Origin of the sequence: Caenispirillum salinarum AK4 (genome assembly GCF_000315795.1) — a bacterium.
Lineage (GTDB): Bacteria > Pseudomonadota > Alphaproteobacteria > Rhodospirillales > Rhodospirillaceae > Caenispirillum > Caenispirillum salinarum.
Map to the genome: position 1 here is coordinate 107868 of NZ_ANHY01000020.1, position 12240 is coordinate 120107.

14 protein-coding genes are annotated in these 12240 nt (G+C 67.6%); 8 read left to right on the forward strand and 6 right to left on the reverse strand.

Features of this window, described 5'->3' with window-relative positions:
* Positions 1-95: 95 nt before the first annotated feature.
* Positions 96-1721, forward strand: a complete 1626-nt coding sequence (locus C882_RS23540) for a cellulose binding domain-containing protein (RefSeq protein WP_009542263.1) — start codon at positions 96-98, stop codon at positions 1719-1721.
* A gap of 122 nt (positions 1722-1843) precedes the next feature.
* Here C882_RS23540 and C882_RS18840 read toward each other — a convergent pair whose 3' ends face one another.
* Positions 1844-2215 (reverse strand): septal ring lytic transglycosylase RlpA family protein, encoded by a 372-nt coding sequence (locus C882_RS18840; protein ID WP_009542264.1) that lies wholly within the window; start codon positions 2213-2215, stop codon positions 1844-1846.
* 328 nt (positions 2216-2543) lie between these two features.
* Here C882_RS18840 and C882_RS18845 point away from each other — a divergent pair, with 328 nt between their 5' ends.
* From C882_RS18845 to C882_RS18855, 3 genes are all read left to right on the forward strand, one after another.
* Positions 2544-3812 (forward strand): PQQ-dependent sugar dehydrogenase, encoded by a 1269-nt coding sequence (locus C882_RS18845; protein WP_009542265.1) that lies wholly within the window; start codon positions 2544-2546, stop codon positions 3810-3812.
* Complete coding sequence (locus tag C882_RS18850) at positions 3809-4141, forward strand: c-type cytochrome (RefSeq protein ID WP_043646458.1); 333 nt, start codon at positions 3809-3811, stop codon at positions 4139-4141. The genes C882_RS18845 and C882_RS18850 overlap by 4 nt, the downstream gene beginning before the upstream one ends.
* A 105-nt stretch (positions 4142-4246) precedes the next feature.
* Positions 4247-4759 (forward strand): peroxiredoxin-like family protein, encoded by a 513-nt coding sequence (locus C882_RS18855; protein ID WP_009542267.1) that lies wholly within the window; start codon positions 4247-4249, stop codon positions 4757-4759.
* On the opposite strand, the gene C882_RS18860 is transcribed toward C882_RS18855, so the two are convergent.
* On the reverse strand, positions 4756-6627 hold the full coding sequence (locus C882_RS18860; protein WP_009542268.1) for a glycoside hydrolase family 15 protein: 1872 nt from the start codon (positions 6625-6627) through the stop codon (positions 4756-4758). The two genes, C882_RS18855 and C882_RS18860, sit on opposite strands and share 4 nt — an antisense overlap.
* Positions 6628-6936: 309 nt before the next feature.
* Here C882_RS18860 and C882_RS18865 point away from each other — a divergent pair, with 309 nt between their 5' ends.
* The 4 genes from C882_RS18865 to C882_RS25110 all read left to right on the forward strand — a co-directional run bounded on the left by C882_RS18865 (position 6937) and on the right by C882_RS25110 (position 9281).
* Positions 6937-7374 carry a hypothetical protein gene (locus C882_RS18865; RefSeq protein ID WP_009542269.1) on the forward strand — a complete coding sequence of 146 codons (438 nt, stop codon included), beginning with the start codon at positions 6937-6939 and terminating at the stop codon, positions 7372-7374.
* Between the two features lie 110 nt (positions 7375-7484).
* Positions 7485-7919: a hypothetical protein gene (locus tag C882_RS18870; protein WP_009542270.1), complete on the forward strand. Its 435-nt coding sequence runs from the start codon at positions 7485-7487 to the stop codon at positions 7917-7919.
* Positions 7920-8145: 226 nt separating this feature from the next.
* Entirely contained in the window at positions 8146-8703 is a 558-nt protein-coding gene (locus tag C882_RS18875; protein ID WP_009542271.1) for a cytochrome P460 family protein, read from the forward strand.
* Between the two features lie 95 nt (positions 8704-8798).
* A complete protein-coding gene (locus C882_RS25110; RefSeq protein ID WP_009542272.1) occupies positions 8799-9281 on the forward strand; it encodes a DUF302 domain-containing protein in 483 nt (160 codons plus the stop codon).
* Positions 9282-9361: 80 nt separating this feature from the next.
* Here the strand turns inward: C882_RS25110 and C882_RS18885 are convergent, their stop codons facing one another.
* The 4 genes from C882_RS18885 to C882_RS18900 all read right to left on the reverse strand — a co-directional run bounded on the left by C882_RS18885 (position 9362) and on the right by C882_RS18900 (position 12045).
* On the reverse strand, positions 9362-9745 hold the full coding sequence (locus C882_RS18885; RefSeq protein ID WP_009542273.1) for a hypothetical protein: 384 nt from the start codon (positions 9743-9745) through the stop codon (positions 9362-9364).
* 25 nt (positions 9746-9770) lie between these two features.
* Complete coding sequence (locus tag C882_RS18890) at positions 9771-10007, reverse strand: DUF3126 family protein (RefSeq protein ID WP_009542274.1); 237 nt, start codon at positions 10005-10007, stop codon at positions 9771-9773.
* Between the two features lie 983 nt (positions 10008-10990).
* Positions 10991-11197: a hypothetical protein gene (locus C882_RS18895; RefSeq protein ID WP_009542275.1), complete on the reverse strand. Its 207-nt coding sequence runs from the start codon at positions 11195-11197 to the stop codon at positions 10991-10993.
* 71 nt (positions 11198-11268) lie between these two features.
* Entirely contained in the window at positions 11269-12045 is a 777-nt protein-coding gene (locus C882_RS18900; protein ID WP_083876050.1) for a hypothetical protein, read from the reverse strand.
* Positions 12046-12240 lie beyond the last annotated feature (195 nt).

A 12240-nucleotide genomic window follows, 5' to 3' on the forward strand; every position in this document is an offset into this window, starting at 1 on the left:
CCTAGGATTAGCTCGCCTGCAACAAGACCGCCCCTCGTGGCGGCGTCCTTTTCGAGTTCAGAGAGACCAATAGAGGGAAAGCGAGACCTCATCCCATGGCAACCCTGTCCGATTACCAGACGCCTCTGTCGGGCGACAGCAGCGTCGACGCCCTGATCAACACCTCCTGGCTGCGCCCGCAGCCCTGGCCGGACGACGGCACCATCACCTGGTCGATCATGCAGACCGACGCCATGGCCGATCTTTACGGCCACAATGCGCCGGGCTACGCGCCCATGAACGCCAGCCAGATCGACGCCACGCGCCAGCTCATGGAGCATGTGGAAGCCCTGACCGGCGTCGACTGCGTGGAAGTGGCCCCGTCGTCGGAGGCGGAAATCTTCTTCGGCACCTGCGATCTTCAGGACAATACGGTCGGCGTCGCCTACACGCCTTGGAAGTACTGGCACGACGGCAACGGCACCATCACCAACTTCCAGACCGACGCCTTCCTGTACCTGGACAACTCCGACCCCGGCCGGTTCTCCACCGACGCGCCGACGCCCGGGACCTGGGGCTACACCGCCCTGCTGCACGAGATCGGCCACGCGCTGGGCCTCAAGCACCCGTTCGAGGGCGACGTGACGTTGTCGGATGCGCTGGACACCATGGACAACACCGTCATGTCCTACACGGTGGGCTCCGAAGGCCTGCCGACGGAATTCCAGGAGCTGGACGCCGCCGCGCTGGACTACCTGCTGCCCGAAGGCACGCTGGCCACCGAGCCGGCAGCCGACACCACCGACACCACCACCGGCACCGCCACGCCGGAGCCCACGGCCGACAGCTTCGCCGTCTCCGCGGCCGTGACCAAGGAATGGGGCTCAGGCTACAAGGCCGAGATCGTGGTCACCAACACCTCCGACCATGCCGCCGAGGCGCCGACGGTCTCCTTCGACCTGCCGGTGGAGGTGGCCGCGGTGTGGGGTGCCGATCTGGTGGGTCAGGACGGCCATACCTGGACCGTGCGCGACGACGACACCGATATGCTGCAGCCCGGCGAGTCCATGCGCTTCGCCATCAAGGGCGCCGGCGACTACCACCCGGTGCCGACGGACTTCAGCGTCAACGGCATCACCGTTCCCGACGCCGCGCCGGTCGAGGTCGCCAGCGCCGTCACCAGCCAGTGGAGCAGCGGCTACGTCGCCGAGGTGCTGGTGACCAACACCACCGGCGGCGACCTTCTGACGCCGGAGCTGTCGTTCACGCTGCCGGAAGGCATCGACACCCTGTGGAACGGCACCGCCACGCTGGGCGCCGACGGTCGCTGGACGGTGGCGGACGACACCGCGGGCGCGGTCCTCAAGGACGGCGAGACCTGGCGCTTCGCCTACAAGGCCTACACCGACCAGCCCACCCTGCCGCAGGACATCGCGGTAAACGGGACCTCGCTGGACGATGCGGACACGGCCCTGGCCATCGCCGACCTGCTGGACCAGGAAATCGTCATCGACGTGTCGCAGATGCACACGACGGACGTGCCGCCCGCGCTGGCGCACCTGGGCGCAGGCCACGGCGCCGGCTGGGATGAGGACCTGGCCTGGGAGATGGACATGGATGGGGCCTTCGCCGTCTCCGAGCGGCCCACCCTGCCCGCCTTCGACGCCTTCGTCCTGCCGGAACCGGCCGAGGAGGTGTCGTCCGCCCGGCTGCTGCCGGTCGACGACGGCTTCCTGGTGTAAAAGCTTGACCCGAAACTCCGGCGGGTCGGCTGCGCGGTGCTTTTTCCGATGCGAAAAGCCCCTCGCCCAGCCTCAGCCGCTGAATATCGGGTCGCACTCCAAGACCGGTGCAGAGCGGCCCGTCAGGACTCCAGCGGCACGACGCGGACGCGCGCGACCCCGTCGTCGATCATGCCCAACTGGCGGGCCGCCTTTTCCGACAGGTCGATGATGCGGTTCTTGGCGAACGGGCCGCGGTCGTTGATCCGCACCACCACCGTGCGTCCGTTCTCCAGGTTCTTCACGCGCACCTTGGTGCCCAGCGGCAGCGACGGGTGGGCGGCGGTGAGCTTGGCGGGGCTGAAGACCTCGCCGCTGGCGGTGGCGTTGCCGGCCAGTTCGGCGCCGTACCAGGACGCCATGCCGACCTGAATCTCCTCGTCGGCGCGCGCGTCCAGGGGCGCGGAGAGGGCAAGCGGCAGGGCCACGGCAAAAAGCAAGATCAGGCGGCGCACGCGGGTCTCTCCTCGTGGTCGTCGGACGAACGGGTCTTTCCCGTTCCATTACCCCCATCCGCGCCGGGCGGGAAGCCGAAAAACGCACGGCGCGTTCCTCATTGGTCATGAAACGCGCAAGCGGGCGATGTGGACCATGGCACGCCGCAAGTCGATAAAAAGTCTGCGACAGCCACCGAAAGAGATGATCCCGCACCTGCCGTAGTACAGCGCCGGCGGGACGTTGACTTCTAGAAATGCGGCTGCATACCGTTAAGAGAATATAAGAAAAAATCCGCGTTTTGCTGCGGAGCAATAAGACAATCCGTCTTAACGGGAGACATGCGTCATGGGTATGCGGAAAACGCTGGCCGCCTCGGCGGCCGTTGCCGGTCTTGTCGCCGCCGCGCTTGCGGCCCCCGCCGCCGCGCAGGACCGCAACATGGACAAACTGAGTGATTTCAAGCAGACGGGCGAAAGCCTGTCCATCCAGACCATCCCCCAGGATGACGAGCGGGCCGACCGCATCCGCCGGACGCTGGAGCGCATCGAGATGCCCGACGGCTTCGAGATCGACCTCTACGCCATCGTGCCCGACGCCCGGCACATGGCGGTGGGCACCAACGTCGGCGTGGTCTTCGTCGGCACCCGCAAGCAGGACGTCTGGGCGGTGACCGACCGCGACAAGGACCGCCGCGCCGACGAGGTGAAGCGCTTTGCGCCCTCGGTGGATTTCAAGTTCCCCAACGGGCCGTGCTTCAGCCCCGACGGCGTTCTCTACATCGCCGAGCACAACCGCGTGCTCGCCTTCCCCGCCGCCGAGTTCTTTTATGAAGGCCCCGACGTGGCGGTGTCGACGGTCAAGGATCAGTTCTTCCCGCCCGAGGAGGAATACTTCAACCACGCCTTCCGCGTCTGCGAGATCGGCCCCGACAACAAGCTCTACGTCGCCATCGGCCAGCCCTACAACGTGTGGCCGCCCGAGAAGGGGGCGGACATGGGGGTCTTCGGCTCCATCCAGCAGATGAACCGCGACGGCTCCGACACCACCCGCTACGCCACCGGCATCCGCAACTCGGTGGGCATGGACTTCCACCCCGACACCGGCGAGCTGTGGTTCACCGACAACCAGGTGGACGGCATGGGCGACGACATCCCGCCGGGCGAGATCAACCGCATCACTCAGGCCGGCCAGAACTTCGGCTTCCCCTGGTACGGCGGAGGCACCACCCGCACCGACCCGTGGAAGGGCGAGGAGGTGCCCGCCGACGTGGTGAATCCGGTGGTGGAAACGGTCGCCCACGCCGCCGACCTGGGCATGACCTTCTACACCGGCAGCCAGTTCCCCGAGCGCTACCGCAACGTGCTGTTCAACGCCCAGCACGGCAGCTGGAACCGCACCACGCCGGTCGGCGCGCGGGTGATGATGACGCGCTTCGACGAGGAGGGGAACGTCATCGAGCATGTGCCCTTCGCCGAGGGCTGGCTCGACGAGGCCACCGGCGAGTACCTGGGCCGGCCGGTCGACGTGGTGCAGTACCTGGACGGCTCTCTGCTGGTGTCCGACGACCTGACGGGCGCGGTCTACCGCATCTCCTATCAAGAGCCGACGGAATGAGGCGTCGCGCCTTGATCCTGGCGGCGGCGGGGACACTCGCCGCCGCCGTTCCGGCGTTCGCTCAGGCGCAGCAGCCCGCGCCCGATCCGCCGGCCAAGCTGTCCACCTGCCTGCCCTGCCACGGCCGCGACGGCATCGGCACCTCACCGCTCAACCCCAACCTGGCGGGGCAGAAGGCGCTCTACATGGTCAAGCAACTGAAAGCCTTCAAAAGCGGCGAGCGCCGCCACGACCAGATGAGCCTGATCGCCGCCGACCTTACGGCCGAGGACATGGAGGCCCTGTCGGACTGGTATGCGGCGCAGCCCGCCGGTGGCGGAAATCCGTGATCCTCATGTCTGCGTGACCGTAGAGAAGGACAGAGGAGGTCCGGTCCGGCAACGCCTGCCCCGGCCCGGCCCGCTGCCCCGATCACGAATACGGAGACACGCACCATGGCGCTCAAGCCGCAACAGCCCGTCCCCGCACTGGACCTGCCGCTGGTCATCGACACCCGCTTCGACCTGGCGGAGCAGCGGCCCAAGGCCTTCACCATGCTGGTGTTCTATCGCGGGCTGCATTGCCCCGTGTGCAAGGGCTACCTGCAGGAACTGAACGAGAAGATCAACCAGTTCCGCGACCTCGGCGTCACCGCCGTGGCCGTCAGCACCGACACGGAAGACAACGCCAAGACCGCCTGGAAGGACTGGAACCTGGGCGATCTGCCCATCGCCTACGGCCTACCCATCGCGCAGGCGCGCGACTGGGGGCTCTACATCTCCAAGGGCATCAAGGCGGACGAGCCCAAGGAGTTTTCCGAACCCGGCCTGTTCCTGGTCAAGCCCGACGGCACGCTGTACGCCACGTCGGTCAATTCCATGCCCTTCAGCCGGCCGCACTTCGATGACGTGGCGAAGGCCATCGGCTTCGTGACCGACAAGGACTACCCGGCGCGCGGAGAAGCCTAGGCCGGACGAGACGACTCGCCGCCCAGCGCGCGGTCCAGGTTCACGGCCGCGCTGATGAGCGACAGGTGGGTGAAGGCCTGGGGAAAGTTCCCCAGCGCCTCGCCGCTGGGGCCGATCTCCTCGCCGTAGAGGCCGACGTGGTTGGCGAACCCCAGCATCCGCTCGAACATGATGCGGCTGTCCTCCAGGCATCCCTTGTCGAACCGCCCGGCGCGGGTCAGCGCTTCCACCAGCCAGAAGGTGCAGATGTTGAAGGTGCCTTCCTCGCCCTCCAGCCCGTCGTGGAATTCGCCCCGGTTGTAGCGGTAGACAAGGCTGTCGGAAACCAGGCCGCCCTCCTTGGGCGGCTTCAGGGTCTCGCGCAGGGTGCTCAGCATGCGCGGGTCGGTGGGCGCCATGAAAAAGACCAGCGGCATGATCAGGTTGGCGGCGTCCAGGATGTCGCTGCCGTAGGACTGCACGAAGCTGCCGCGTTCGGCGTTCCAGCCCTTGGCCATGATGTCCTCGTAGATGGAATCGCGCACCCGCAGCCACCGCAGGCGGTCGTGCGGGAACGAGCGTTTCTCGGCCAGCCTGAGCGCCCGGTCGATGGCGACCCAGCACATCACCTTGGAATAGACGAAGTGCCGCCGGCCGGTGCGGATTTCCCACACGCCCTCGTCCGGCTGGTCCCAGTTCTCGCACACCCATTCCACGAAGCGGCGCACCGACAGCCACAGGTCATAGGAAATGGGCGCGGCCCACTTGTTGAAGATGTAGATGGCGTCCAGCAACTCGCCGTAGATGTCGAGCTGGAGCTGGTCGTAGGCGCCGTTGCCCATGCGCACCGGCCCGGTGCCGCGATAGCCTTCCAGGTGCGACAGTTCCTCTTCCGCCAGGTGCTTGCGGCCGTCGATGCCGTACATGATCTGCAGCGGCCACTCGCTTTCCGTCTCCGAGCACAGGTTGGCGAGAAACTCCATGAAGGCGCCCGCCTCCTGCTTGAAGCCGATGCGCAGGAAGGCATAGACGGTGAAGGCGGCGTCGCGGATCCAGGTGTAGCGGTAGTCCCAGTTGCGCTCGCCGCCGATCTCTTCGGGCAGGGAGCAGGTGGGCGCGGCGACGATGGCGCCGGTCGGCTCGAAGGTCATAAGCTTGAGCGCGAGCGCCGAGCGGTGCACCGTCTCGCGCCAGCGGCCGGTATAGGTGCAATGGGAAATCCAGTCGCGCCAGTAGGCCACGGTTTCGCGGAACAGGTCCTCCGTCGGGCCCTCGGGCAGGCAGGCGCAGTCCTCCTCCTCGGGCAGCAGTTCGCGGAAGGCGAAGACCGCCGACTCGCCCTCGTCCAGGGTGAAGGTGCAGCCGACGCCGTTGCCCAGGTCGGTGCCCGGCGTGACGGTCAGCGGCACCGTCGAGGCCAGGCCGAAGGCGCAGGGGACGCTGTCGGCGCGGAACACCACGCCGCCGTCGACCTCGTGCACCTCGTGCGGCGCCCGGGCGAAGTCGAAGGCCGGCAGGCAGTCGGCGCGGAAGGTGACCGTGCCGCGCTCCACCCGCACGCGGCGGATGATGCGGCGGCGCTTGTGCGGTTCGCCGCCGGCGTGGCCGACGGGCATGAAGTCCGCCATCTCGGCGGCACCGTCCGGGGCCAGGAAGCGGGTGACCAGCACGTTGGTCTCCGGCCAGTAGAACTGCTTGCAGGCCGCCGCCTCGTCGGTCGGCTTGATGCTGAAATAGCCCCCCTTGTCGTGATCGAGCATGCGGGCGAAGACGCTGGGGCTGTCGAAGTGGGGCGCGCAGAACCAGTCGACGGAGCCTGCCGCGCTGACCAGGGCGATGGTGTGCAGGTCGCCGATCATGGCGTAGTTCTCGATGGGCTCGTAGGGCATCGCTGCGCGTCCGCTCCTCTGCTGCTCGGCGTGTCCCTCCATCCCCTCACCTGAGGCCGCGGGCCGCCCCGCGAAAGGGCATCCGGCGAGAACGGCGGAAAACCGGGGCTGCCGCCGGCCACTCCGCAACCTCACGCGTTCGTGAAAACTGAACCGTTCAGTTTACTCTTGCGCCCGGAGCGTCGGGAGCGTATCTCTGGGCCATCGGAAGCGAACTGAACCGTTTAGTTTTCACAACCGCGTGAGCGGACCGAAAGACCCCTCGCTTCCCCCATCGACCAACGATCCTGAAGGACTGGGAGAAAGACCATGACCATCACCAAGACCATCACCACCGCCGCTGCTTCCGCCGTGATCGCGCTGGGCGCCGCCCTGGCCGGCACCGCGCCGGCCACCGCCGACGACGCCCGCATCATCACCAGCGACACCTGGAAGCCCGGTTTCCGCAACGACGGCGACGGCCACTACAGCCGCATCGTCCGCGATCACGACGCCAGCGACTCCCGGCAGGTGACCCGTGTGGAGCACCGCGACACCTGGGCGCCGGGCTTCCAGGGCAACGGCGAGGGCGACTACGAGCGCCTGGTCAAGGACGTCCAGAGCCCCCACGGCGGCAGCACCAGCATCGCCACTCGTGACACCTGGGCCCCCGGCTACACGCTCGACGACATGAGCGACTACACCCGCATCGTGCCCAACGGCGACGCGGGGTCGCAGACCGCCACCATGCCGCAGGACGCCCGCTGACGTCCGGCGGCCGCCCCGGCCCCCGCACCTCCTCCCGGCGGGGGCCGGCCCGGGCGCTCAATCGCAGACGCTTTGCCTTAACGAATTTTTTTGACGACCGGAGACCCACCATGACCCCCTTCGCCAAGACCCTCGCCACCGTCGCCGCCACCGCCGCCCTGGCCGTGGGTGCGGCCCTGGCCGGCGCCGCACCGGCCGCCGCCGCCACCCAGTTGCAGACCGAGGTGAGCGACACCTGGAAGCCCGGCTTCCAGCGCGACGACGACGGCCGCTATGTCCGCCACATGGTCGTGCCGCGCGACACCGCACCGCGCCAGGTGACCCGCATCGAGACCCGCGACGCCTGGGCGCCCGGCTTCCAGAGCACCGGCGACGGCGACTTCCAGCGCCTGGTGCCGCACAGCCAAAACGGCCAGGGCAGCGCCACCATCTCCAAGCGCGACACCTGGGCGCCGGGTTATCGCAACGACATGGGCGACTATGTCCGCGTGGTTCCCAATGGCGGCCCCTCCCAGTCCGCCAGCCTGCCGGCCGAGGCGAACTGACGCCACGGCCGGTATCCTGAAGCGGCTTCCGCAAACCCCCGGCGGAAGCCGCTTTTTTTCGTGCGCCGGCGGCGCCGGGCCGGGCGTCTCACGCGACGGCGATTGGAGCGTCGTCCGGCATCACGCGACCGTGATTTCGGACCAGACGGTCCGAAGCGTTAGAAAGAAAGAGACAAGGCGACCGAAAAACCACGCCGCGCCGCCACTGGAACGAACGGAGGTTTCCATGATCCAGACGCTGAGGACCACCGCCACCGCTGCTGCCGTCGCCCTGGCGTTCGGCGCCGGCGCCGCCACTGCCGCCGACGACACGCCCTTCGGCGGCCCCGAGAGCCAGGAGTACGCCGCCACCCTGTGGCAGGCCCTGACCGAGGAGCGCTTGGCCGGGGACAACGCCATCGACGGCGTCCCCTATCGCGGCACCGAGCCACACGGCGCCATGCTGGAGACCTTCTTCACCACCATGACCGTCGACGGCCACACCGGCATGGTCGCGGTGAAGCGCAACTATGGCCCGGCGGGCGTCGAGCAGTCGGCGGTCCAGGGCAACCGCGCCGAGCACCTGGGCGCGGTGACCGTCATGTTCCAGCGCGAGGACGGCTACGATCCCGACAACATGAACTGGTTCTGGGCCAAGTACCTGCCCGACGGCTCGCTGGATACCAACCCCGCCGGCATGCAACTGGCCGGTCGCGTCGCCAAGGGCGCCGACCAGGGCTGCATCGCCTGCCACTCGGCCGCGCCCGGGGGCGACTATCTCTATGTCACCGATTTCGTCCGCTGAGCCGTCCGGCACATGACGACCCACCGCCTCCGCCACCCGGCGGGGGCGGTGGTGCGTTGAAGACATCGGACACAGCAGATGAAGGAGGAGGCCCCATGACCCGTCTCGCCGCCGCCCTGGCGCTTGCCGCCGGCACCGCCCTGGCTGCCGTCACCGCCGCCACGCCCGCGGCCGCCGATCCCGCCGCCGAAGGGCTGGTGGTCAAGCGCTCGGCCCATTCGGTGACTGAAACCCTGGACCGCCTGGCGCAGATGCTGACGGACAACGGCCTGACCGTCTTCACCCGCATCGACCACGCCGAGAATGCCGCCAAGGCGGACCTCGACCTGCCGCCGACGCAGGTGCTGATCTTCGGCAACCCCAAGCTGGGCACGCCGCTCATGCAGGAAAGCCGCACCACGGCCATCGACCTGCCGCAAAAGGCCCTGGCGTGGGAGGACGCGGACGGCGCCGTCTGGCTGGCCTACAACCACCCGGCCTGGTTGTCGGAACGTCACGGGCTGGAGGCGCGGCAGGAGGTCCCGGAAAAGATCGGCGGCGCGCTCGACACCTTCGCGACGCAAGCCTCGAACGAATAGCTCTTAACGAATAGCTCTTGTCGTTACGGCGCCCTGCCGCCTCACGCGCCCCGGCAGCGCCACGGCGGCAGGTTCCTTGGTCAGTTGGCCTTGGCGCCCGGCGGCGGCGGCAGGATGACGCGGTAGTCCTCGCCGTCGCCGGTAAGCTCGGCGTGCACGGTGATGTTTGCCACCGCCTCCATGGAGGTGTCGATGGTCCACCGCACCTGCGCCTCGCCGGCCGCGTTGCCGGCGGCCACCGCCTCGGGCAGGATCTGCTTCTGCATCAGGCCGGCCACGCCCGCCAGGGCCCGGCCCGCGATGCGCAGCCGCCCGGCGGGCACGGTGAAGGCATAGCCCTCGGCGGCGATGGCGTCGGCGATGCGCGCAAGCTCGTCCATCATCTCGGCCACCTGCGGGGTCACCCGATCCGTGGTGCGGGCGACGAACCGCAGCTGGGCGATATAGAAGCCGTAGTCGGCCATGACGTAAGGTCCCGCGACGCCGGCCTTACAGGCCGCGCGCGTCGGACGGGTCCGGCGGCAGGTCGAGGTCCAGGATGGACATGTGCAGGTCGTAGGAGACCTCGCCCTCGTCCTCGTCGCGGTGCAGGACGCCGATGAACTCGTCGGCGCAGTAGACCTCCACCGGCTGGCCCTGCTTCTTGGGCGGCTTCACCACGATGCGCGGGTTGGCGAAGGTGATGCGGAGGTACTCCTGAACCCTGGCGATCTCGGAACGGGTCACGGCGTCTCTCCTCCTCTGGTCAGGCAATGAAAAAGCCCTGCAAGCATATCATGTTGGCAGGGCTTTGGCGTTTCGTCTCGGTGGCCGATGGCTTACGGGCTTTTCCCCGAAGCGTCAAGGCGCAATCCCCGGAGCGTCCTCGAGGTCGCCCTCAAGCGGCGTTCGCAGCACCGGTTGCCGCCGTGGGTGCGCCGCCAGACCGCGTTCCGGCCATGGCCGTGTTTTCCGCCAGTTCCCACGGGGCCGCCGCGGGTTGCCCGCCGCGCCGCCGAAAGGGGCACCTGAGGCTGCCCTACGACCACCTTAAGGGCGCTTCATGGTCGTGTCTTGGTCGCTGTCGGGTCACCCCGGCGTGTCCCTCGGGTGGCTGTCAGGTCGCTTTCGGGTCTTCTGTCTGAAACCCTCGTTTTCTCAAGCCCTTGGCTGCGTCTCTTCGGCGCGGACAGCACGCCTTCCTTTCATCCGGACAGCCCGCCCCCGCTGCCCTGCCTGTTCGGATCGATCCGCGCATTGGGTGGCGACGCATCGCGTTCACTGCGCTTTTGCCGGCTGGCCGACAGGGAAAGCCCCTCGCCAGCTCCGGACTCGATGAAACCGCTCGATGGAGGTCGCGCCGCCCCGCCCCGACGCGGGCACGACCGGCTGCGCAACGGCCGGTGCGTGGAGAAGCGGACAACAGCGCGCGCATCACCGTCGTCGTTCTCTTTGGCGGCGTGGCGCGATGCAGCTGTCGGAAATCATCTTCCGGACGGTCCATGTGCTGATGGTCGCCCATCACAAGGTCTCCGGCCACATCACCCCGCGTCCGGCAGCTCGACCGGTCAGGAAGCGGCACCGGCGCTGCGGTGACGCTCAAGCTCCCCCGGTTGATCGGCCTGGACGTCCAATCTGGACGACTGCTAAGGGAACGGTGCGCGCCGGGCGCTGCCTTTTGACACCCAGCCCGGCGCGCGCCATCAGCAGAGTTGGTAGCAGAGCCCTGCCTAACCGCCCTGGTCGCGTTTCCGTCGCCTTTTCTCTTCCTTGCGCTGCTTTTTGGGAAGGTCGCGAAGGTGCTCACGCCAAAGGTATTCCTCCAGGGCCAACGCGACGAGCCCAGTGAGGGTCATGCGCCGCCGCAGCGCGGCACCCTTGACCCGCCAATACAGTTCGGCGTCGATCCGCACGTTGAGAGGATGCTTTTCCGTCATACTACGCTCCAGAAAAATGCGCCCGCCGCCCCGCAGGGGGCGGCGGGCGCCAAAGGCCATTGATGCTGCTGTTAGATCTGCTGCGCGAGGCCGGCTGGAACCTGGCGGCGGCTTTCAAGGCACTGCACCGCGGTCCGCAGGTTGCTGCAGGAGCTCTGATGCTCTGCCGCGTCAAGGCGTTCGCTGTACAGTTCATGGTGAAGGAACAGCGCTGCGACGGTGATGGCCTTGCTGAGGTAGATCCCGGCGAAACTGGCGTTGATGTTCACCGGCGACACGATGGTCGCCGTCTTCAGCCCTGCGGCCGTGCCGTCCGGCAGTTGCAGCACGGCGCCAACGGCCTCGAGATGCGGGGCTTCCTCGCCGTGTACGGCCGACAAGGCCCGCCGAAGGTCGATGTGCGGCGGCTGGCCCATGGTCGCAGCCACGAGCGGTGCCGGCGCCGCCAGGCGATAGGTCAGCGCCCGCGCGCGCAGCATTGCCAGTTCAAGCCGAAGCCCGTCGAAGGTGACGATCCGGGCATCCGGATAGACCTCCATCGCCTGAAAGAACGCCTGCAGCATTTTCTTCTCGCCGTTGGCATGCCGCTGCAGCACTTGTGCGTCGCGGAGATCCCAGTTGTTGCTTTTGGGCGCCCTTTCGAGGAGGACATAGGCGATCACGTCCGCCCAATGGGTGAACGGGTTTTCGTCGGTGCACGCCGACGTTCTCAGCGCCCGAGGGACATTCCCGGTCTGGTCAGGAAGAGCGGCTGGATCACTGTCGCCGCCGATCCAGAGCACGAAAGCATGTTCTGTCATTGATGTTTTCCCTTGCATGGGTGTGGAGGCGCAGGACTGAAGAGCCATCTGCGCCGCTCTTGCTCAGAAGACTTTTCATTTCCTTCCAAGCTCACCCCACCAGCGGTGGACACTTGCCCGCCGCAGGCGCCGAAGGGTTGTCAGAGCATATAACCTGTTCGCGGCTTGGTTATCATGACCCGGCTGCTTCAATCACACGGACGGGGCGACTATCCCGCATTCGATGAAGTACGAGGCGCGGCG

Excerpts from the sequence above, each read along its gene's own strand:
- C882_RS23540 (WP_009542263.1), top strand. The coding sequence starts at position 96 with ATGGCAACCCTGTCCGATTACCAGACGCCTCTGTCGGGCGACAGCAGC.
- C882_RS18845 (WP_009542265.1), top strand. The coding sequence starts at position 2,544 with ATGGGTATGCGGAAAACGCTGGCCGCCTCGGCGGCCGTTGCCGGTCTT.
- C882_RS18850 (WP_043646458.1), top strand. The coding sequence starts at position 3,809 with ATGAGGCGTCGCGCCTTGATCCTGGCGGCGGCGGGGACACTCGCCGCC.
- C882_RS18855 (WP_009542267.1), top strand. The coding sequence starts at position 4,247 with ATGGCGCTCAAGCCGCAACAGCCCGTCCCCGCACTGGACCTGCCGCTG.
- C882_RS18860 (WP_009542268.1), bottom strand. The coding sequence starts at position 6,627 with ATGCCCTACGAGCCCATCGAGAACTACGCCATGATCGGCGACCTGCAC.
- C882_RS18865 (WP_009542269.1), top strand. The coding sequence starts at position 6,937 with ATGACCATCACCAAGACCATCACCACCGCCGCTGCTTCCGCCGTGATC.
- C882_RS18870 (WP_009542270.1), top strand. The coding sequence starts at position 7,485 with ATGACCCCCTTCGCCAAGACCCTCGCCACCGTCGCCGCCACCGCCGCC.
- C882_RS18875 (WP_009542271.1), top strand. The coding sequence starts at position 8,146 with ATGATCCAGACGCTGAGGACCACCGCCACCGCTGCTGCCGTCGCCCTG.
- C882_RS25110 (WP_009542272.1), top strand. The coding sequence starts at position 8,799 with ATGACCCGTCTCGCCGCCGCCCTGGCGCTTGCCGCCGGCACCGCCCTG.
- C882_RS18885 (WP_009542273.1), bottom strand. The coding sequence starts at position 9,745 with ATGGCCGACTACGGCTTCTATATCGCCCAGCTGCGGTTCGTCGCCCGC.
- C882_RS18895 (WP_009542275.1), bottom strand. The coding sequence starts at position 11,197 with ATGACGGAAAAGCATCCTCTCAACGTGCGGATCGACGCCGAACTGTAT.
- C882_RS18900 (WP_083876050.1), bottom strand. The coding sequence starts at position 12,045 with ATGGCTCTTCAGTCCTGCGCCTCCACACCCATGCAAGGGAAAACATCA.